Annotated in this window: 17 protein-coding genes and 1 pseudogene; 9 read left to right on the forward strand and 9 right to left on the reverse strand. The window is 72.6% G+C overall.

Features of this window, described 5'->3' with window-relative positions; all coding sequences use genetic code 11:
• Positions 1 to 82 precede the first annotated feature (82 nt).
• From hsaA to J5X75_RS10125, 5 genes are all read left to right on the forward strand, one after another.
• Positions 83 to 1,249, forward strand: a complete 1,167-nt coding sequence (hsaA, locus tag J5X75_RS10105; protein ID WP_208467068.1) for a 3-hydroxy-9,10-secoandrosta-1,3,5(10)-triene-9,17-dione monooxygenase oxygenase subunit — start codon at positions 83 to 85, stop codon at positions 1,247 to 1,249.
• 4 nt (positions 1,250 to 1,253) lie between these two features.
• The gene (hsaD, locus tag J5X75_RS10110) at positions 1,254 to 2,051 is read left to right on the forward strand and encodes a 4,5:9,10-diseco-3-hydroxy-5,9,17-trioxoandrosta-1(10),2-diene-4-oate hydrolase (protein ID WP_208467069.1); all 798 of its coding nucleotides are present in this window, start codon (positions 1,254 to 1,256) and stop codon (positions 2,049 to 2,051) included.
• Positions 2,052 to 2,144: 93 nt separating this feature from the next.
• Positions 2,145 to 3,053 (forward strand): iron-dependent extradiol dioxygenase HsaC, encoded by a 909-nt coding sequence (gene hsaC / locus J5X75_RS10115; protein ID WP_208467070.1) that lies wholly within the window; start codon positions 2,145 to 2,147, stop codon positions 3,051 to 3,053.
• Positions 3,054 to 3,058: 5 nt separating this feature from the next.
• Positions 3,059 to 3,613 carry a 3-hydroxy-9,10-secoandrosta-1,3,5(10)-triene-9,17-dione monooxygenase reductase subunit gene (gene hsaB, locus J5X75_RS10120; protein ID WP_208467071.1) on the forward strand — a complete coding sequence of 185 codons (555 nt, stop codon included), beginning with the start codon at positions 3,059 to 3,061 and terminating at the stop codon, positions 3,611 to 3,613.
• Between the two features lie 85 nt (positions 3,614 to 3,698).
• Entirely contained in the window at positions 3,699 to 4,283 is a 585-nt protein-coding gene (locus tag J5X75_RS10125) for a Uma2 family endonuclease (protein ID WP_208467072.1), read from the forward strand.
• 3 nt (positions 4,284 to 4,286) lie between these two features.
• Here the strand turns inward: J5X75_RS10125 and J5X75_RS44120 are convergent, their stop codons facing one another.
• From J5X75_RS44120 to J5X75_RS10160, 6 genes and pseudogenes are all read right to left on the reverse strand, one after another.
• Positions 4,287 to 6,245, reverse strand: coding sequence for a serine/threonine-protein kinase (locus tag J5X75_RS44120; protein ID WP_307798012.1), 1,959 nt, complete (start codon positions 6,243 to 6,245; stop codon positions 4,287 to 4,289).
• Positions 6,246 to 6,319: 74 nt separating this feature from the next.
• Complete coding sequence (locus tag J5X75_RS10140; RefSeq protein ID WP_208467073.1) at positions 6,320 to 7,282, reverse strand: acyl-CoA dehydrogenase family protein; 963 nt, start codon at positions 7,280 to 7,282, stop codon at positions 6,320 to 6,322.
• Entirely contained in the window at positions 7,279 to 8,406 is a 1,128-nt protein-coding gene (locus J5X75_RS10145; protein WP_208467074.1) for an acyl-CoA dehydrogenase family protein, read from the reverse strand. Before J5X75_RS10145 ends, J5X75_RS10140 begins: the two co-directional genes overlap by 4 nt.
• Positions 8,403 to 9,554, reverse strand: a complete 1,152-nt coding sequence (locus J5X75_RS10150) for an acyl-CoA dehydrogenase family protein (RefSeq protein WP_208467075.1) — start codon at positions 9,552 to 9,554, stop codon at positions 8,403 to 8,405. Before J5X75_RS10150 ends, J5X75_RS10145 begins: the two co-directional genes overlap by 4 nt.
• An 80-nt stretch (positions 9,555 to 9,634) precedes the next feature.
• A pseudogene (locus J5X75_RS10155) lies at positions 9,635 to 10,456 on the reverse strand (enoyl-CoA hydratase); the annotation flags it as partial.
• Positions 10,453 to 11,952: a FadD3 family acyl-CoA ligase gene (locus tag J5X75_RS10160; protein WP_208467077.1), complete on the reverse strand. Its 1,500-nt coding sequence runs from the start codon at positions 11,950 to 11,952 to the stop codon at positions 10,453 to 10,455. The gene J5X75_RS10160 and the pseudogene J5X75_RS10155, both read right to left, overlap by 4 nt.
• 45 nt (positions 11,953 to 11,997) lie before the next feature.
• Between J5X75_RS10160 and J5X75_RS10165 the strand changes: the two genes are divergently transcribed.
• The 3 genes from J5X75_RS10165 to pgfA all read left to right on the forward strand — a co-directional run bounded on the left by J5X75_RS10165 (position 11,998) and on the right by pgfA (position 15,095).
• The gene (locus tag J5X75_RS10165) at positions 11,998 to 13,173 is read left to right on the forward strand and encodes an acyl-CoA dehydrogenase family protein (RefSeq protein WP_307798013.1); all 1,176 of its coding nucleotides are present in this window, start codon (positions 11,998 to 12,000) and stop codon (positions 13,171 to 13,173) included.
• Positions 13,170 to 13,967 carry an SDR family oxidoreductase gene (locus J5X75_RS10170; RefSeq protein WP_208467079.1) on the forward strand — a complete coding sequence of 266 codons (798 nt, stop codon included), beginning with the start codon at positions 13,170 to 13,172 and terminating at the stop codon, positions 13,965 to 13,967. The genes J5X75_RS10165 and J5X75_RS10170 overlap by 4 nt, the downstream gene beginning before the upstream one ends.
• Positions 13,968 to 14,042: 75 nt before the next feature.
• Positions 14,043 to 15,095 carry a cell envelope lipid trafficking protein PgfA gene (gene pgfA, locus J5X75_RS10175; RefSeq protein ID WP_208467080.1) on the forward strand — a complete coding sequence of 351 codons (1,053 nt, stop codon included), beginning with the start codon at positions 14,043 to 14,045 and terminating at the stop codon, positions 15,093 to 15,095.
• A 40-nt stretch (positions 15,096 to 15,135) separates the two neighbouring features.
• Here pgfA and J5X75_RS10180 read toward each other — a convergent pair whose 3' ends face one another.
• Positions 15,136 to 15,303, reverse strand: coding sequence for a hypothetical protein (locus J5X75_RS10180; protein ID WP_208467081.1), 168 nt, complete (start codon positions 15,301 to 15,303; stop codon positions 15,136 to 15,138).
• A 12-nt stretch (positions 15,304 to 15,315) separates the two neighbouring features.
• Complete coding sequence (locus J5X75_RS10185) at positions 15,316 to 16,413, reverse strand: steroid 3-ketoacyl-CoA thiolase (protein WP_208467082.1); 1,098 nt, start codon at positions 16,411 to 16,413, stop codon at positions 15,316 to 15,318.
• Positions 16,414 to 16,508: 95 nt separating this feature from the next.
• Between J5X75_RS10185 and J5X75_RS10190 the strand changes: the two genes are divergently transcribed.
• Entirely contained in the window at positions 16,509 to 17,738 is a 1,230-nt protein-coding gene (locus tag J5X75_RS10190; RefSeq protein WP_307798014.1) for a cytochrome P450, read from the forward strand.
• 415 nt (positions 17,739 to 18,153) lie between these two features.
• On the opposite strand, the gene J5X75_RS10195 is transcribed toward J5X75_RS10190, so the two are convergent.
• The gene (locus tag J5X75_RS10195) at positions 18,154 to 19,080 is read right to left on the reverse strand and encodes an alpha/beta fold hydrolase (protein WP_307798015.1); all 927 of its coding nucleotides are present in this window, start codon (positions 19,078 to 19,080) and stop codon (positions 18,154 to 18,156) included.
• Positions 19,081 to 19,145: the final 65 nt, after the last annotated feature.

Consider the following 19,145-nt stretch of genomic DNA (forward strand, 5'->3'; position numbering starts at 1 on the left):
GCGCCGCTCCTGGTCCGCTAGGTAGAACGTGTTCTAGTATAGGGGTCGCTCGACACGCGGCCAACCAGCCTGGAGGGATCTCATGGAAGCGGTCCTCGCCGGAGTTCGGGAACTGTTACCGGTTCTGCGGGAGCATGCGCAGGACACCGAGGATCGCCGGGCCCTCGACCCGGAGACCGTCAAAGCACTCGCCGAGACCGGCTTCTTCCGCCTGCTGCAACCCGCCCGATTCGGCGGCCACGAGGCACACCCGCTCGACTTCCTCACCGGGGTCCGGGAGATCGCCTCAGCCTGCGGCTCCACCGGCTGGGTCGCCTCGGTCATCGGCGTGCACAACTGGCAGCTCGCCCTCTTCCCGGACCGGGCACAGCAGGACGTGTGGGGAGCCGACACCGGCACCCGCATGTCCTCGTCCTACGCCCCGACCGGCACGATCACCCGGGTCGACGGGGGCTACCGGGTCGACGGCCGCTGGAGTTTCTCCTCCGGCTGCGACCACGCCACCTGGGTGCTGCTCGGCGGCATCATCCCACCCGGCGAGGACGGGACGCCCGCCGACTTCCGCACCTTCCTGCTGCCCGCCACCGACTACACCATCGAGGACGTCTGGCACACCGTCGGGCTGCGCGGCACCGGCTCCAACGACATCGTCGTCTCCGGCGCGTTCGTCCCGGAACACCGGACGCTCAGTTTCAACGACACCGCCCGCTGTGTCTGCCCAGGCCAGGAGCAGAATCCGGGGCCGCTCTACCGGATCCCCTACGCCTCGATCTTCTCCTACGCGATCACCACACCGATCATCGGCATGGCCACCGGCGCCTACCGGGCCCACGTCGATCACACCCGCGGCCGGGTCCGTGCGTCCTACGTGGGCGTGAAAGCCGCCGAGGACCCGCACTCGCAGGTGCGCGTCGCCGAGGCGGCCGGCGACATCGACTCCGCCTGGTTCGCGCTCCAGGCCAACATGCGCGAGCTGATGGACCTGGCCACCGCGGGCGCGAAACTGCCGATGCCGTTGCGCCTGCGGGTCCGCCGCGATCAGGTCCGCGGGACCGAGCTGTCCATCCGCGCCGTCGACCGCCTCTTCGAGAACTCGGGTGGCCGCGCGCTCGCGATCGGCACCCCGATCCAGCGATTCTGGCGCGACGCCCACTCCGGCCGGGTCCACGCGATCAACGACCCGGAACGGGCCCTGTCCATGTTCGGCCGCGGCGAGTTCGGGCTCCCGCTCAACGACGCGATGGTGTGATCCCATGACACTGGCCTTTCACCGCGACGGCGCGGGCTCTCCGGTGGTCCTTCTTCACGGCGGCGGTCCGGGTGCGTCCGCCAGGAGCAACTTCGGGCGGACGATCCCCGCGCTCGCGCCACACTTCGACGTCATCGCGGTCGACCAGCCCGGTTACGGTGGCTCGCTCGGCGACCCGATCGTGGGGCAGTACTTCACCCACGCCGCCGGTGAACTGGCCGCGCTGCTGGACAAACTCGGCATCGAACGGGTCGACCTGATCGGCAACTCGCTCGGCGGCGGCACCGCCGTGCGCTTCGCCCTCCAGCACCCGGCACGGGCCCGCCGGCTGCTCCTCATGGGCCCCGGTGGACTCTCCCTCAACGTCTTCGCCGCCGACCCGACCGAAGGGGTCAAACGACTTGGCGCCTTCGGCCGTGACCCCAGCCGGGAGAGACTCGCGGCCTTCCTCCGCACCCTCGTCTTCGACCCCTCCCTGATCACCGAGGACCTGATCGAGGAACGCTTCCAGGCCGCGGTCGATCCGGCTGCCATGCGGGCCATGCGGGAGATGGGCGCCTCCTTCAGCGACCCGCGAACATACGAGGAGGGGATGCTCTGGCGCGACGCCCACCGGCTGCGGCACGAGACCCTGCTCGTCTGGGGCCGGGAGGACCGGGTCAACCCGCTCGACGGCGCGCTGGTCGCCCTCAAACTGCTGCGCAACGCGCGCCTGCACGTCTTCGGCGGCTGTGGCCACTGGGCCCACCTGGAGAAATTCGACGAGTTCAACCGCCTGACCATCGACTTCCTCACCTCCTGAACCGCGCCTCCACTCTCCCTATCGCGCCCGCCCCGGCTTTCGGTTCACGCCTTCTTCGTTCCGGTTCACGCCTTCTTCGAGAGGGGACCGCTCGTGAGCAACCTCATCCGCTCCCTCGGCTACCTGCGCGTCGAGGCCACCGACCCGCCCGCCTGGCGCGAGTTCGGCGTCAAGGTGCTCGGCATGGCCGACGGCCGCGGCCCCGACCAGCAGGCCGTCTACCTGCGCATGGACGACCTGCCGGCCCGCATCGTGGTGGTGCCCGGCGAGAGGGACCGGCTGGCCGCCTCGGGCTGGGAACTCGCCGACCCGGCCGCCATGACCCGGCTCGCCGCCGCGCTGGAGGAGGCCGGGTACGCGGTCAAACCCGCCGGCGCCGACGAACTCGCCGACCGTCGTGTCTCCCACCTGATCAGCGTCGACGACCCGGCCGGCAACCGCCTCGAGTTCTTCTGCGGCGCGGCCCTCGACACCCGGCCCTTCCTGAGCGCCACCGGCACCCGGTTCGTCACCGGCGTCCAGGGCATGGGGCACGCCGTCCTGCCGGCCCGCGACGACGCCGCCTCGCTGCGGTTCTACACCGAGGTGCTGGGCTTCCGGCTGCGCGACTCGATGCGGCTCGTCCCCGAGCACCTCGGCCTGCCGCCCGGCGACCGGCCACTGTGGATGCGGTTCCTCGGCTGCGGGCCCCGGCACCACAGCGTCGCGCTCGCGCCCATCCCGGCGCCGACCGGGCTGATCCACCTGATGATCGAGACCGAGACCCTCGACGACGTGGGCCGGGCCATCGACCGCTGCGGCCGTCACCGAGCCCCGATGATCTCCACGCTCGGGCGGCACGCCAACGACGAGATGGTCTCCTTCTACGTGCGTACGCCCAGCGGCTTCGACATCGAATACGGGTACGGCGGGCTCACCGTCGACGACAGCACCTGGGTCGCCCGGCAGACCACCGCGCACAGCGTGTGGGGCCACCGCTTCTCCGGCGGGGGCGGCCATTGACCGAGATGACGGCCGCGGGACTGGAGCCCGCCCGGTTCCGGCGGGCGTTCGGGCACTTCGCCACCGGGGTCACGGTCATCACCACGGCCGACGCCGACGGTCCCGCCGGGTTCGCCTGCCAGGCCTTCGCGCCGCTGTCGCTGGAGCCGCCGCTCGTGCTGTTCTGCGCGCGGAACGAGTCGGAGACCTGGCGGCGGATCCGGGCGGCCGGGATCTTCGGCGTCAACGTGCTCGCCACCGACCAGCGCGACGTCTCCCGGCTCTTCGGCACCCGGGGCGCCGACCGGTTCGCGGCCCTCGACTGGGCGCCCGCGCCCTCCGGGGTACCCGTCGTGGCCGACGTGCTGACCTGGGCGGACTGCGCGGTCGAGGCGGTCCACCCGGGCGGTGACCACGTCATCGTCATCGGCCGGGTGACGGCGCTGGGGCCGTGCCGCGACATCCCGCCACTGCTCTTCTACCGCAGCCGCTACACCTCCACGGCGCCGAACTCCCCCTACGAGCCCCCCGAGGTCGTCGACACCCTGCTCTCCTGGCCCCGCCACACCGACTGGATCTGAACGCGTGCCGGGACTTGCTTGGCGACGGGTGGTCTGGTGACTAGTATGGGTGCCGGGGGTCGCCGAGCGGGAGAGGGGCTGGAGCGTGGATGTGGAACCCGAGGGCGGATGGCATCGCCCACCGCCGGAAGGCCGTTTCGCGGAGGACCTGGACACCCTGCCCGGGCTGCCGCGCGACGCCGAGCTGATCGACGGAAGCATCGTGGTCCCCAGCCCACGAGCACTCTTTCACATGAAGGCGCTGCGGCTGGTCGAGAACGCGTTCGTCCGGCACGCACCCCGGGATTCGTTCCTGGTCCGCAGGGACATGTCGGTCGTGCTGTCCCGGAAGCAGCGGCCGCGGCCGGATCTGCTCGTCGTCCACGCGTCCGCCGAGATCGACGACGACGCGACCTGCTATCCGGCGGACGCGGTGGTGCTCGCGCTGGAGGTGACCTCCCGTGGTTCGCTGACCCTCGATCAAGAATGGAAACCGCATTTGTACGCGGCCGCCGGCATTCCCTTCCACTGGCGGGTGGAGCACTCGGCGCGGCGCAAGCCGGTCGTCCACGCCTTCGAGTGGGATCCAGCGACCCGGGCCTACGGGCCGTTGGGGATCTTCCACGATCGACTCGTCCTGACGGTTCCGTTTCCGATCGACATCGACCTCACCGAGATCGACCGGATGTGACCGTCAGCCGCAGTGCTCGAAGGCGCTCTGATAGGTCAGGCCGCCGATGGTGCCGCCCCACTTGACGCAGATCCCGTCGGCTGCGGCGCGCACCGGGCCGGCGTAGTACTGGAACGTGCCCTTGTCGGTCTGCTTGGCGCCGCCCTTCACCTCCAGGTAGGCGGACATCGCCGTCTTCTGGTCGAGGGTGTTGTTCTTGACGGTGACTACGCAGTTCGAGCCGTCCGTCGCGTAGAGCAGGTAGACGACACCCCGCTTGACACCGGCGGCCGTGGTCAGCGGCTGCTTGTCGATCACCGAGTAGCCGCTGCCGCAGATGTCCGCCGGCTTGTACGGGTTCGTCTCGCTCGTCGTGGTCGGCGTCGGCGAGGTGGACACGGACGGATCGGTGCTCGCCGTGGCGGTCGGCTCGCCGGGCGGGGCCGAGACGGCCGGCGACGACTCGTCCACCGGCGCGGTGGGCTGGGCCGGTCCGTCGCCGTTCGCCGAGGGCTTGCGCTGCTCGATCGGCTGGTCGGTCACCCGGTCACGGGCGCGCGGGCTCTCCCCGCCACCGGCCGGTGGCTGGCCGCCGCTGACGAACTCGCCGGTCTGCTCGGGGTCGCCGGCCCTCCACTGGTTGCCCAGCGCGATGCCGCCGCCCGCCAGCAGGAGACCGACCGTCACGGCCGCCAGCGCCACGGTCAGCTGGCGGCTCTTGCGGGGCCGCGCCGCGGTGACGCCCGCATGCGTCCCGGTCTCGTGCCGCAGCGAGCCGAGCGAGACCGCCCCGGACACGGCCGAACCACCCGGCCGCTCCCGCGCGGCGCCCGGCGAGACCGGCGCGGCACCGAACGGCGGGACAGCTGCGGCACCGGACGGCGGGACGGCAGCGGCGCCGGACGACGCGACGGTAGCGGCACCGGACGGCGGAACGGCTGCGGCACCGAACGGCGGAACGGCTGCGGCACCGAACGGCGGAACGGCCGCGGCACCGGACGACGCGACGGCCGCGGCACCGGACGGCGGGACGGCCGCGGCGCCGGGCGATGGGACGGCCGCGGCACCGGACGGTGGCGCGGTGGGGCCTGCCGGAGGGAACCGGTTCGGTGGGATCGCGTTCGGGGGAATCGGTGCGCTCACCGCGTACCCCGGAGGGTTTGAAGCGGCCCGCGCGGCCGCGGCCAAACCGGCGGCGTCGGGGAAACGCCTGGCCGGATCGCGCGCGAGCGCGCGCATCACGACCGACGCCGTGGCGGGCGGCACATCCGGCGGCAGGACCGGCGGCTGGCCGTGCACCAGCTGGGCCAGGACGGCGAGCGGGTTGTCGCCGACGTAGGGCGGGCGGCCGGTGAGGCAGCAGAACGCCACCGCGCCGAGCGCGTACATGTCGGTGGCGGCCGTCACCGGACGGCCCTCCGCCTGCTCGGGCGCCATGTAGTGCGCGCTGCCGAGAACCACGTTCGTGCTGGTGATGCCGGTGATCCCGGCCGACCGGGCGACCCCGAAGTCGACCAGCACGATCGCGCCGGCGGGACGCACCAGCAGATTGCTCGGCTTGACGTCGCGGTGGATGATGCCGGCCTCGTGCGCGGCCTGGAGCGCCTCGGCGACCTGCCCCACGATCGTCATCGTCTCGGCCGGACCGAGCCGGCCCGCCTGCTGGATCCGCTTCGACAGCGGGGTGCCGTCGATGTACTCCATCACCAGATAGTCGAGCCGATGCGCGCCGACCACCGCGTTCTCGCCATAGTCGTAGACCTGCACGATCCCCGGATGCCGAAGCGCCGCCATCATCCGCGCCTCCGACCGGAACCTGGTGATGAAGTCCGAATCGGACATCAGCGCGGGGAGCAGCACCTTGACCGCTATCTCGCGGTGCAGCAGCAGGTCGTTGCCGCGCCACACCTCGCCCATGCCTCCCGCGGCGATACGCTGGGTCAGCTGGTAGCGGCCATTGAGCACGACACCCGGTGAAAGCACCGGATCATGCTAGTCGGCGCGCGCACGCCGCACCGCCCGGCGATTCACCGGTCCCGATCCCCGGACCGGCCGGGTCAACCGTCCAGCAGGGCCGGCGCCAGCCGGGTGACGTGCTCGGACGGCCGGCCGAACAGCCGGGCCGACGCCCACGCCCGCCGCAGGTAGAGATGTGCGTCATGCTCCCAGGTGATCGCCAGGCCGCCGTGCATCTGCACCATCTCGGCGGCCACCGCCCGCAGCGTCTCGGAACAGTGGACCTTCGCGATCGCGGCCTCGGCGCCGCCGGTGGTGAGCGCCGCGTTCGCCGCCGACCGGGACGCCTGCACCCGGATGTAGGCCTCGGCCAGCCGGTGCTGCAACACCTGGAACGACCCGATCGGCCGCCCGAACTGATGTCGCGCCCGCACATGGTCGACGGTCAGCTCGAGTGCCCGCTCGGCCGTGCCGGTCTGTTCGACGGCCAGCGCCACCATGGCCAGATCCCGGATGGGCGCCGCCTTTCCGAGACGCCGCCCCGGCACCCGGTCCAGCCGGATCGCGCTCAACGGCCGCGTCGGATCGAACTCGTCCACCGCCAGCCGTTCGACGCCGCGGGGATCGACCTCGAACAACCCGGCCGGTAGCGCCACCAGCAGCGTGTCCGCGATCGCCAGATCCAGGACGTCCCGGAACGAACCGCTGACCAACCCGTCCGCGACGGTCCCGGACCCCTCCCAGGCGACCGCCACGATCCGGTCCCCGGCGCAGATCTCCGGAAGAAGCCGGACGTCACCGGAGCGCAGCAGCAGATGCGTGGCCAGCACCCCGCACCCCAGCATCGGACCCGGAGTCAGCTGCCGCCCCAGCTCCTCCAGCACCACGGCGGCCTCGGTGAGGGTGGCGCCGGAACCGCCGTACCGCTCCGGAACCGCCAACCCCGCCACGCCGATCTCCTTGCAGAGCCGCCCCCACAACCCCGCGTCGAACCCGTCCCGCGCCGCGTGTCCGCCCACCAGGTCCCGCACCGCCGCGCGCAGAGCCGCACGCTCCTCGATCATTCGAAACCCTCCTTCCGGTACGGGTGAGCCGGCTCCCACCGCACAGCGGCCGCCGGGTGGTCACCCGATTCCCGCCACTCGCTCGCCAGGCCGGTGAGGATCCGGGCCCGATGCCAGGACGGTGTCCCCCAGGCGAGATCCAGCACCCGCACCAGGCCCAGCCACCGCCAGAGCCCGTGCTCCCGTGTGTACCCGACCGCCCCGTGAACCTGCAGCGCCACCCGGGCGGCCCGCCGCGCGGCCTCCCCGCAGGCCACCTTCGCCGCCGACACGTCCAGCGGCTCGTCCGTCACCGGCCGGACGCACCGTCCCGCCGCCGGATCTCGCTCGGGCGGCTCTGGGGGCGGCTTGAGGGCGACCGCGGCGGCGTACAGGAGGGGTTGCGCGAATTCGATCGCCACCGCGACGTCGGCCAGTTGATGGCGCACCGCCTGGAACGAGCCGATCGGCCGGCCGAACTGCGTCCGCTGTTTCGCGTAGTCCACCGACCTCTCCAGCAGCGCCCGCGCCGCGCCGAGCAGCTGGGCCGAACAGGCCAGGACGCCCAGCTCCATGGCCAGCCCCGAGTCCTGTCCGGAAGCGATCAGCGCACCGGGTGTCACCTCGGACAGCCGCCGAGCCGGGTTCAGCGAGGGGAGCACCGATCGGGCGTGGCCCTGCCGGATCTCGTCACCGTCGGTCACCAGGATCAGATCCGCACCGTCGCCGTCGGCCGCGAACGGCAGCCACGGCGGCGCCACCAGCGACGCCACCAGCCGGCCCCGGGCCAGCGCCGGGAGCCACTCCCGCGCGGCGTCGCGGGGCCGGTTCGGCGCGGTCGCGGCGGCGGTCAACAGGGCCGGGACGGCGGCGACCGACTCGGCGAGCGGGCCGGGAACGGCGTGGTGGCCCAGTTCCTCGCAAGCGACGATCAGATCGACGGGGCCGGCGTCGTGCCCACCCCAGCGTTCCGGTACGAGCAGCCCGGTCACCCCGGCTCCGGCCAGCGCCGACCACAGCGCCCGGCCCGCACCCGGATCGCCGTCCGCCCACGCGGCCGACACCTTCGGCAGGTCCGCCGCCGCCAGCATCGCGTGCAGGGAGTCCGCGAACGCGAGCTGTTCCTCCGACGGCGCGAGTCTCATCGCGGCTCCCGGGGCAGTCCGAGCACCCGCTGGGCGAGGGTGTCCCGCTGGATCTCGTTCGTACCCGCGTAGATCGGCCCGGCCAGCGCGAACAGATAGCCCGCCGGCCACTCCGGATCCGCCTCGGCGAAGGGCCCGAGCACGTCGAGTGCCGTCTCGTGGAGGAAGACGTCCAGTTCGGACCAGAACAGCTTGGTCGCGCTGGGTGGCACCGGTCGCGCCAGCGAGGCATAGGCCGCCATCCGGTACGCGCGTGCCCTGATCCACGCGTCCGCCACCCGCTCCCCGTGCCGGTCCCGCCCGGCCGGCTGCCAGGGCTGTTTCGGGGGGCCGGAGACGGCGCCGGCGGCCAGCCAGAGGCGGACCAGGCGGTCGGCGGCGGCGGTGAACCGGCCCGGCCCGCGCAGGGAGAGGCCACGCTCGTGGGCGGCGGTGCTCATCGCCACCCGCCAGCCGTCACCCGGTTCGCCGATCACGTCGGCGTCCGGCACGAAGACGTCGTCCAGGAAGATCTCGGCGAACCCGGCCCCGCCGTCGAGCTGCCGGATCGGCCGGACCGTCACGCCCGGCGCCCGCAGGTCGACCATCAGATAGGTCAGGCCCCGATGACGATCCGGCCCGAGCGTGGACCGGAACAGCCCGAACGCGCGGTCCGCCACCGCCGCCCGTGAGCTCCACGTCTTCTGGCCGGACAGCGACCAGCCGCCGTCGACCCGCCGGGCCCGGGAACGGAGGGATGCCAGGTCGCTGCCCGCGTCCGGTTCTGACCATGCCTGCGCCCACACCTGCTCGGCGCGGGCCATCGGCGGGAGGATCCGGGCGCACTGTTCGGCCGTGCCGTGCGCCAGCAGTGTCGGGGCCAGCAGGAACAGGCCGTTCTGCCCGATGCGGACCGGTGCCCCGGCGGCGTGGTACTCCTCGTCGAACAGCAGCGTGTGCAGGGGCGGCGCGGCCCGGCCACCGTATTCGACCGGCCATCCCACCGCCGCGAGCCCGGCCGCCGCGAGCCGCCGCTCCCAGGACCGGTGCGCGAGGTTCCCCTCGGCGGTGTCCACTCCGGGCAGCGGGCCGGCCGGCACGTTGGCCGCCAGCCAGTCCCGCACCTCGTCCCGGAAACGGACCGCCGCGCCGTCGAGATCCAGGTTCACTCCGCCCCCTCACGATGAAGACCCGTGTCGGCACCCGGCGAAGGGTGGTCGGGCGGCGCGAACGGGGTGGGCGAGACGGCGGCTTTCATGGTGGCCGGGGTCAGTCCGGCCAGCGGATCGGCGGTGGTCTCCGCGTTGTGGGAGTGGGCGACATGGTGCAGCCCGAAGACCGCGTCCATGCCGGAGCGCATGCCCATCTGGTCCTCGCACAGGTTGACCGCCCGCTTGGCCAGCGCCAGCCCGAACGACGGCATCACGGCGACCTTCGCAGCCAGCGCGAACGTCTCCGACTCGAGAGCGGCCCGGGGCACGACCCGGTTGACCATGCCCACCTCGTACGCCCGCTGTGCCCCGAATCGATCGCCGGTGAACAGCACCTCCCGGGCGAAGCGCGGCCCGAGCGCCCACGGGTGGGCGAAGTACTCCACGCCGGGGATGCCCATCCGCAGCACCGGGTCGGCGAAGAACGCGTCGTCGGCGGCGACGATCAGGTCGCACACCCAGGCCAGCATGAGCCCGCCGGCCACGCAGGCGCCCTGCACCATGGCGATGGCGGGTTTCGGGATCTCCCGCCACCGTCGGCACATGCCCAGGTAGACCTCCATCTCGCGGGCGTACCTGCGGTCGGCGCCGTCGCGTCCGGTGTGGTCCCACCAGGTCACCGCCCGGCGCGGGAAGGGCGTGTCAGCGTCCCGTTCGGGGGTGCCGATGTCGTGGCCGGCCGAGAAGTGGTCGCCGGCCCCGGCCAGCACGACGACGGCCACCTCGGGGTCGTCGACGGCCCGGGTGAACGCGTCGTCGAGGGCGTACGTCATCGCCGAGTTCTGCGCGTTGCGGTAGCGGGGCCGGTTCATCGTGACCAGGCCGACCGGGCCACGCCGCTGGTAGAGCACGACGCTCATGCGAACTCCCGCAGCCGGTACTTGAGCACCTTGCCGCTCGCGTTGTGCGGCAACCCGGACGGGAAGACGACCGACCGTGGCACCTTGTAGCCGGCCAGCCGCTCCCGGCAGAAGCCGATCACCTGCTCGGCGGTCAGCTCGTGCCCGGGACGGGCCACCACGAACGCGCGCCCGACCTCGCCGAGCCGTGGGTCCGGCACACCGACGACGGCGGCCTCGGACACTCCGGGCAGGGCGGCCAGAGCCCGTTCCACCTCGGCCGGGTAGACGTTGAAGCCGCCGCACACGTACATGTCCTTGAGCCGGTCGGTGATGGTCAGGTTGCCGGCGGCGTCCAGCGTCCCCACGTCGCCGGTGTGCAGCCAGCCGTCCGGGTCGACGGCCTCGGCGGTGGCGGCCGGGTCGTCGAGGTAGCCGAGCATCACGTTGGGCCCGCGCAGGAGCACCTCGCCGTCCGTCCCGGCGATCCGCACCTCGCATCCGGCGGCGGCCCGGCCGCTGGTGAAAGCCACGGTCCGGATGTCGTCGCCGGGCCGGCACATGGTCGCCACCACCGCCTCGGTCAGCCCGTACGCCGTGAGCACCGTGGCGAACCCCAGCTCGTCGCGGATCCGTTCGACCAGCACCGGTGGGACGGTGGCCGCCCCGGTCACGGCCAGCCGCAGGGACCGCAGGTCACGCCCACCCCGGACCGGGTGGTCGAGCAGCCCGATGTAGAGCGTCGGCGGCCCGGGCAGCACGCTGATCCGCTCGGTCTCGATCAGGTCGAGGGTCCGCGGCACGTCGAACACCGCCTGCGGCACCACGGTGGCCCCGCTGACCAGGCAGGCCAGGATGCCGGCTTTGAGCCCGAAGCTGTGGAAGAACGGGTTGACCACCAGGTACCGGTCGCGGACGTCGAGCCCGCCGATCTCCGCCCACGCCCGGGCCACGCCGAGCGACTGCCGGTGCGCGCTCATCGCCCCCTTGCTGCGGCCGGTCGTCCCGGAGGTGTAGAGGATGTCGCTGACGTCGTCCGGCCGTACCGCTGAGGCGCGCTCCTCGGCCGCGTCGCGCGGCACCTCGCCGGACCGCTCCCGGAAGGCGTCCCACTCGGGCAGCGCGAGCACGAAGGGGGGCAGCGCGGCGCCGCTCTCGCGCAGCGAGGCGAGCCGGTCGGTGCCGAGGAACGGCCCGGTGACGATGAGGCCGCGCGCCCCGCTGCGGCCGATCACGTCGGCCGCCTCGACCGCGGTGTAGCGGGTGTTGACCGGCACGAGCGTGCCGCCCGCGTAGAGGACGCCGAGCGCGGACAGCATCCACCGGGCGCTGTTGGGCGCCCAGATCGCCACCCGGTCGCCCGGCTCGATCCCGGAGGCGATCAGCGCACGCGCCACCGTGACGACCTCGTCGTGCAGCCCGGCGAAATCCCATCGGCGCACATGCGGATCGACGAGGGCCGGATGCCTGCCGAATGCGAGCGCCGCCCGTGCCAGCGCCGCCGGGACGGTCTCCATGGCATCCCCCCAGAGGCTTTACCAAGCAAGTGCTTGGTCGGTAGCGTGAGCCTACGCGTGATCCCGGAGGTGGCGCCAGTGACCGACGACGATGCGTTCCGGCACGAGATCCGGGACTGGCTGGCCACGAATCTGACCGATGAGCTGCGTGGCGCCGGCGGCCCGGGCCGGGAGAACGAGGCCTTCCCGCAGCGCCTGGCCTTCGCCCGGCGGCTCGCCGGGGCCGGATGGACCACGCTGGCCTGGCCGGTGGCGCACGGCGGGCGCGGCGCGTCGCTCCAGCGGCAGGTGATCTTCCATGAGGAGTACGCGAGAGCCGGCGCCCCCAGCCGCGTCGACCACATCGGCACCACCATGGTCGGCCCGACCCTGATCGCCCTCGGCACGCGTGCCCAGCGCGACCGGTTCCTGCCCGCGATCGCCGCCGTCGGGCAACTGTGGTGCCAGGGCTATTCCGAGCCGGGCGCCGGTTCCGACCTGGCCGGCGTCATCACCCGGGCCCGGCTCGACGGCGACCGCTGGGTGCTGACCGGCCAGAAGGTGTGGACCTCGCTGGCGCACGTGGCCGACTGGTGTTTCGTGCTGGCCCGCACCGAGCCGGTGCCGCCCGGCGGCCCGCGTCACGCCGGTCTGTCCTACCTGCTCGTGCCGATGCGGCAGCCGGGCGTCACGGTCCGGCCGATCCGGCAGCTCACCGGGGACAGCGAGTTCAACGAGGTGTTCTTCGACGACGCCACCACCGAGGCGGGCCTGGTCGTCGGCGAGCCCGGTCAGGGCTGGCGGGTCGCGATGGCCACCCTCGCCTTCGAACGCGGCGCGGCCACCGTCGGCCAGCAGGTCGGCTTCCAGCGGGATCTGGACGACCTGGTCGCGGTGGCCCGCCGGACCGGCGCGGCCACCGACCCGGCCCTGCGTGACCGGCTCACCCGGGCCTGGATCGACCTGTCGGTGCTGCGCGCGCACACGCTGCGCAGCCTCACCGAGGACCTGCCGGCCGGCTCCTCGGTGATCAAGCTGCTCTGGACCCGCTGGCGGCAGGGCCTCGGTGACCTGGCCATGGACGTGCTGTCCGCCGGTGACGCCGGGCCCGAGGCGACCGAGCGCTGGCAGCGGTACTTCCTGTTCAGCCGGGCCGACACCATCTACGGCGGGTCGAACGAGATCCAGCGCGGCATCGTCGCCGAGCGGGTGCTCGGGCTGCCCCGTCAGGCCCGGGGATGACCGGCCCGGCCGGGCACGGACTGCTGGCCGGCCCCGCCGGACACGGCCTGCTGGCCGGCAAGGTCGTGGTGGTGACCGCGGCGGCCGGAGCCGGCATCGGCTCGGCGGTGGCCCGGCGCTGCCTGGACGAGGGTGCCCGGGTGGTGGTCGGCGACAGTCACGAGCGCCGCCTCGGCGAGACCCGCGACCGGCTCTCCGACCTGCATCCCGGCCGGGTCTGGGCGATCCCCTGCGACGTCACCGACGAGGCCGGGGTGGGCCGGCTGATCGGTGGCGCGGTGTCCCGGTACGGCCGGATCGACGTGCTGGTCAACAACGCCGGGCTGGGCGGGAACCGGCCGGTTCCCCAGATGTCCGACGAGGAGTGGCAGCGGGTCCTGGACGTCACCCTGACCGGCACGTTCCGCTGCACCCGGGCGGCCCTGCGCCAGATGATCGCGCAGGGCGGCGGCGGCGCGGTGGTCAACAACGCCTCGGTGCTCGGCTGGCGGGCCCAGGCGGGGCAGGCGCACTACGCCGCCGCGAAGGCCGGGGTGATGGCGTTCACCCGGTGCACCGCCCTGGACGTGGCCGGGCACGGCATCCGGGTCAACGCGGTCGCGCCGAGCCTGGCCGCCCACCCGTACCTGAGCCGGGTGATCAGCGAGACCGAGCTGGCCGAGCTGGCCGGGCGGGAGGCCTTCGGCCGGGCCGCGCAGCCGTGGGAGGTGGCCACCGTGATCGCCTTCCTCGCCAGCGACTACGCCTCCTATCTGACCGGCGAGGTCATCTCGGTGAGCAGCCAGCACGCGTGAGACACCGGGGGTTTCCATCGATGTTACGGAGCAGTAGATTGTAACGCGTTCTAATTTCTGCGAAGGGAGACCGCGATGCGGCGGATCACCGGCGCGGCCCTGTTCGGACTCGGCATCCTCAGTCTCCTGCTCGCGATGGCCCTGGTCTGGATCATCGTGCCCTCGCAGGAGAAGGTGCCGCTCGACCTGGAGCCGCCGGACGTGGTGGTGGAGGCGGCCAGCGCGTCGTTCGTGCAGGTGCAGACGTTGCCGGACGGCACGCCGCGGGTCGCCGTGGAGAACGCCGGGCTGCGGTCCACCACCGGCATCAAACCCGACTTCGAGGCGGCCGCCGAGATCCCCGGCGAGCGGGCCGGCGAGACCCTGGTCTGGAACGTGTATCACTCCACTAGGCGGGCCGACACCGACGATATGATCAACAGTTCGGAGAGCCGGGTCGCGCTCGACCGCACCACCGGTGAGGCGGTGCCGTGGGCCGGGCAGTGTCACCTCGAGGAGAAGGCCGATCCGGCCACCGGCGTCGGCTGCATCCCCGGCAACGTGCGGTTCGAGGGCCAGCTCTACCTCTTCCCGTTCGGCACCGAGAAGCGCACCTACCAGTACTGGGACTCCACCCTGGGTGAGGCGCTGCCGATCGGCTACCAGGCCGAGGAGGAGTTCAACGGGCTGCCCACCTACCGCTTCCAGCAGCAGGTGCCCGAGCAGGAGGCGGAGATGGACCCGCAGACCCTGGCCGGGCTGCTCGGGTTCCTGGCGCCCGGCGCCACCAGCGGCACCATCTCGTACCGGGCCACCCGCACCCTCTGGGTCGAGCCGATGACCGGCGCCATCGTCGGGTACCGCGAACAGCAACACCGGGAGCTCGTGCCGAACATCGGCGCCCCGGTCGTCATCTTCGACGCCGACCTGCAATACGACCAGGCCACCCTGGCCGCCGTCGGGGCCGAGGCCGAACGCGGGCGCGACCTGCTGCTCCTGCTCGGCCGGTACGTCCCGATCGGGCTCGCCGTCCTCGGCCTGCTGCTGATCGTCGCCGGGGTGCTGCTGTCCCGGGGCGCCGGACCGCGCGGCGGGCACCGGGCGCGGGACGCCACCCGGCCGCTGCCGACGCCGGTTCCGCAGGGCTGAGCGCTCCGCGTACCCCCGCTCGGTTTCGATCTTTGAAAGATCAGCGCGTGCCGTAGAAATCGGGCGGGGTGGCCGGGTCGTTGTCCGAGACGTTCGAGGCCACCTCGGTGGCGCTCGGGTTGATGGCGGCCATCACCAGCGTGACGCCGATCGCGGCGAGCACCGCCGCGACCACCGCGCTCAGCAGCATGTACCGGAACGCAACCATGACAGTGCTCCTCTACAGCCGTTCGATGACGCTTGCGGTCGACATCGCCCCACCGGCGCACATGGTCACCAGTGCGGTCGTGCCGTCGATCCGTTCCAGCTCGTGCAGCGCGGTCGTCAGCAGCCGGGCGCCGGTGCTGCCGACCGGATGACCCAGCGCGAGCGCCCCGCCGTTGACGTTGACCCGGTCCGGATCGGCGCGGTGCACCGCCAGCCAGGACAGCACCACGCTGGCGAACGCCTCGTTCACCTCGCACCGGTCCAGGTCGTCGATCTTCATCCCGGCCCTGGCCAGAACCCGGTCGGTCGCCGCGATCGGGCCGTCCAGGTGGTAGTACGGCTCCGCGCCGACCAGGCACTGCGCCACGATCCGGGCACGCGGCCGCAGACCCAGCGCCCGCGCCCGGTCGGCGTCCATGATCAGCAGCGCGGCCGCGCCGTCGGAGATCTGCGACGAGGTGCCCGCCGTGTGCCGCCCGTCCGGCAGCACCGGCGTCAACCCGGCCAGCCCCTCGACGGTGGTGTCCCGCAGGCCCTGGTCGCGGGTGACGTCACCGACCGCGATCACCTCCCGGTCGAACCGGCCCTCCGCCCAGGCCCGTGCCGCGTTCGCCTGCGAGCGCACCCCGAACCGGTCCAGATCCTCGCGGGTCAGGCCGCGGCGGTCGGCGATCCGTTCGGCGGCCACGTACTGGTTCGGCAGGTCGATGTCCCACGACCCGGGGCGAGGAAGGCCGGCGTCGCCCAGGTTGGCGCGCAACGGCACCCGGCTCATCGACTCCACCCCGCAGGCCACGCCCGCATCGATCGCGCCGGCCGCGATCAGGCCGGCGATCAGGTGCGCCGCCTGCTGCGCCGAACCGCACTGCGCGTCGATCGTGGTGCAGCCGGTCGCGTGCGGCAGCCCCGCGTGCAACCACGCCGTACGGGTGATGTTGTTCGACTGCTCCCCGCCCTGGGTGACGCAGCCGCCGATGGCCTGATCCACATCGGCCGCCGGCAGCGCGCGCAGCGCGGCGCCGAGCAGTTCGGCCGGATGCAGGCCGGACAGCCACCCGCCACGCTTGCCGATCGGCGTGCGAACCGCATCGACGATGACCGGTGTCCCCACCGCGACCTCCAGCTAGAACCTGTTCTCGATTGAACCTACCAAATCTCTCTGATGCCATGTTTGAATCGGTAGAACTTGTTGCTGTAGGAGGAGCCGTGGCCGAGCCGCGCACCCGCATCGACCCCACCGATCCGGACATCTACCTGCACGGCATCCCGCACGCCGAATTCGCCGAACTGCGCCGCACCGACCCGGTCTGCTGGATCCCCCAGCCGCGCGGCAGCGCCGGATTCGACGACGAAGGCTACTGGGCGGTCACCCGGCACGCCGACGTGATGACCGTGTCCCGCGACAGCGACACCTACTCCAGCCGGGAGAACACCGCGATCGTCCGCTTCCAGCCGGACATGACCCGCGACCGGATCGAGATGCAGCAGGCCGTCCTGCTCAACATGGACCCGCCACAGCACACCAAACAGCGCGCCATCGTCTCCCGCGGCTTCACCCCGCGCGCCGTCAACAGCCTGCGCGCCGCGCTCCAAGCCCGCGCCGAACGCATCGTGCACACCGCGCTCGCCACCGGCGACGGCGGCGACTTCGTCACCGAGATCGCCTGCGAACTGCCGTTGCAGGCCATCGCCGAACTACTCGGCGTCCCGCAGGAGGACCGCGGCAACGTCTTCGAATGGTCCAACTCGATGATCGGCTACGACGACCCCGAATTCAGCGGGGCCGACCCGATGGAGTCGGCGATGGGCCTGCTCGGCTACGCCATGCAGATGGCCGACGAACGGCAGTCCTGCCCCCGCGACGACATCGTCACCACCCTGGTCAAAGCCGAGATCGACGGCTCACACCTGTCCGTCGACGAATTCGGCTTCTTCGTCCTGATGCTCGCCGTCGCCGGCAACGAAACCACCCGCAACGCCATCTCCCACGGCATGCTCGCCCTGCTGTCCAACCCCGAGCAGTGGGAGCTCTACCGGCAGACCCGCCCGCGCACCGCCGTCGACGAGTTCGTCCGCTGGGGCAGCCCCATCAACGCCTTCCAGCGCACCGCCCTGCACGACACGGACCTCACCGGCGTCCCGATCCGCGCCGGCCAGCGGGTCGCCATGTTCTACGGCTCCGCCAACTACGACGACGACGTCTTCGCCACACCGCACACCTTCGACATCACCCGCAGCCCCAACCCGCACCTCGGCTTCGGCGGCAGCGGCGCCCACTTCTGCCTCGGCGCCAACCTCGCCCGCCTGGAGATCGACCTCATCTTCAACGCACTCGCCGACCACATGCCCGGCATCACCCTCGCCGGTCCCGCTCAGCGCCTCCGCTCCGGCTGGATCAACGGCATCAAACACCTTCCCGTCAAATACTGTGCTTAATTGCTCCGCTTCGCTCCGCGGCAAAACGCCTGGTAACCGGTGTCGAGGCAGGTGATTTGCCGCCGCAGCACACCCCGCTGCGTCGGCAAATAACTTGCCTCGACACCGGCGGCGTTTTGCGGGGGTGCTGAGTGCACCGCCGTTCGAGTGAGGGTGGGCGTTGCGGGGGTGGTTCGGTCTTGTGGGTGAGGGCGCGGCGCAGGCCCGCGACGTCCTGAGTCGGGCGTTCCAGCGCCTCGTCGAACACCGCCACGCTTCCTCGTCGAGGAGGAACGCACGCCGATCGGCGAGCACGCCGCCTTCAGGGTGAGCGTGGACACGCTGGCGCCGGAGGCCTGACTGGCCGCCTTCAGCCCGGCGTCCAGCCGTTCCGCCTTCGTGTTCGTGGTTCGAACGTACGCACGATGTGTGCCGATCAGGGGGTGAGGAGGGCGGCGCAGTGGGTGGGGGCGTCGGAGAACGGGAGGTGGCCGGCGCTCGGGAGGGTGACGTGGCGGGCGGTCGGGAGGATCGTGCGAGCGCGGCGGGACTGATGGTGCGGGAGGATCGCGTCGCGCGTACCCCAGGCGATGGTGACCGGGATGCGAGTGAGGGAGCCCGCCTCGGCGAAGGACCACGGGCGGAGGTGGGTGAAGGCGTCGCGGGCCTCGGCGAAGCCGGGCGCGGCGGCCAGCGCACGGGCCGCGTGGACGCTGTCGGCCGGGTCGAGGCGGGCCGGGTGGGCGTAGAAGAGGGAGCAGAACGCGGAGCGGCCGGCCGGGGACGCCATGATCCGTGGCAGCGAGGGGGACAGGCGGGTGGCGACGGACCGGGCCGCGGTGACGGCGGTCTGGCACCAGCGGCGCTCCGCCCGGGTCCAGAAGCCGATCGGGGCGAAGGCGGTCACCGCGCGGGCGTGGCCGCGGCGGCCGAGTTCCAGGGCGATGCCGCCGCCCAGCGAGTTGCCGGCGACCGCGGGGGTGTCGATGCCCAGCCGGTCCAGGAACTCCTCGACCAGATCGGCGAGATGCGCGACCGACCCGGGGAGCGGCGTTTCGGACGGCGGCGCGGTCCCGCTGCCGGGCGTGTCCGAGGGCGCGGCGGGGCGGGGCGTGTCCGAAAGGACGGCGGGGTGGGGCGCGTCCGAGGGCGCGGCGGGGCGGGGCGAGTCCGAGGGCGCGGCGAGGTGGGGCGCGGGCCAGGGTGGGGAGTCGCCGAAGCCGGGCAGGTCCAGGGCGATCACGTCGTGGTGCTCGGCGACCGCGTCGAGGATCGGGGACCAGACCTGGCGGTGGCTGCCCAGGCCGTGGATGAGCACGAGCGGCGGCCCGGATCCGCGGCGATCATGAGACAACTCGGTCACCGGGCCAGCCTCGCATCGACCGGGGCGGACCGGAAGGTGATTCGCGCTGCGAGCCAAGACCGGAA

Source organism: Actinoplanes flavus (genome assembly GCF_017592555.1).
GTDB lineage: Bacteria > Actinomycetota > Actinomycetes > Mycobacteriales > Micromonosporaceae > Actinoplanes > Actinoplanes flavus.

Excerpts from the sequence above, each read along its gene's own strand:
- hsaA (WP_208467068.1), top strand. The coding sequence starts at position 83 with ATGGAAGCGGTCCTCGCCGGAGTTCGGGAACTGTTACCGGTTCTGCGG.
- hsaD (WP_208467069.1), top strand. The coding sequence starts at position 1,254 with ATGACACTGGCCTTTCACCGCGACGGCGCGGGCTCTCCGGTGGTCCTT.
- hsaB (WP_208467071.1), top strand. The coding sequence starts at position 3,059 with ATGACGGCCGCGGGACTGGAGCCCGCCCGGTTCCGGCGGGCGTTCGGG.
- J5X75_RS10140 (WP_208467073.1), bottom strand. The coding sequence starts at position 7,282 with ATGATCGAGGAGCGTGCGGCTCTGCGCGCGGCGGTGCGGGACCTGGTG.
- J5X75_RS10145 (WP_208467074.1), bottom strand. The coding sequence starts at position 8,406 with ATGAGACTCGCGCCGTCGGAGGAACAGCTCGCGTTCGCGGACTCCCTG.
- J5X75_RS10160 (WP_208467077.1), bottom strand. The coding sequence starts at position 11,952 with ATGGAGACCGTCCCGGCGGCGCTGGCACGGGCGGCGCTCGCATTCGGC.
- J5X75_RS10170 (WP_208467079.1), top strand. The coding sequence starts at position 13,170 with ATGACCGGCCCGGCCGGGCACGGACTGCTGGCCGGCCCCGCCGGACAC.
- pgfA (WP_208467080.1), top strand. The coding sequence starts at position 14,043 with ATGCGGCGGATCACCGGCGCGGCCCTGTTCGGACTCGGCATCCTCAGT.
- J5X75_RS10180 (WP_208467081.1), bottom strand. The coding sequence starts at position 15,303 with ATGGTTGCGTTCCGGTACATGCTGCTGAGCGCGGTGGTCGCGGCGGTG.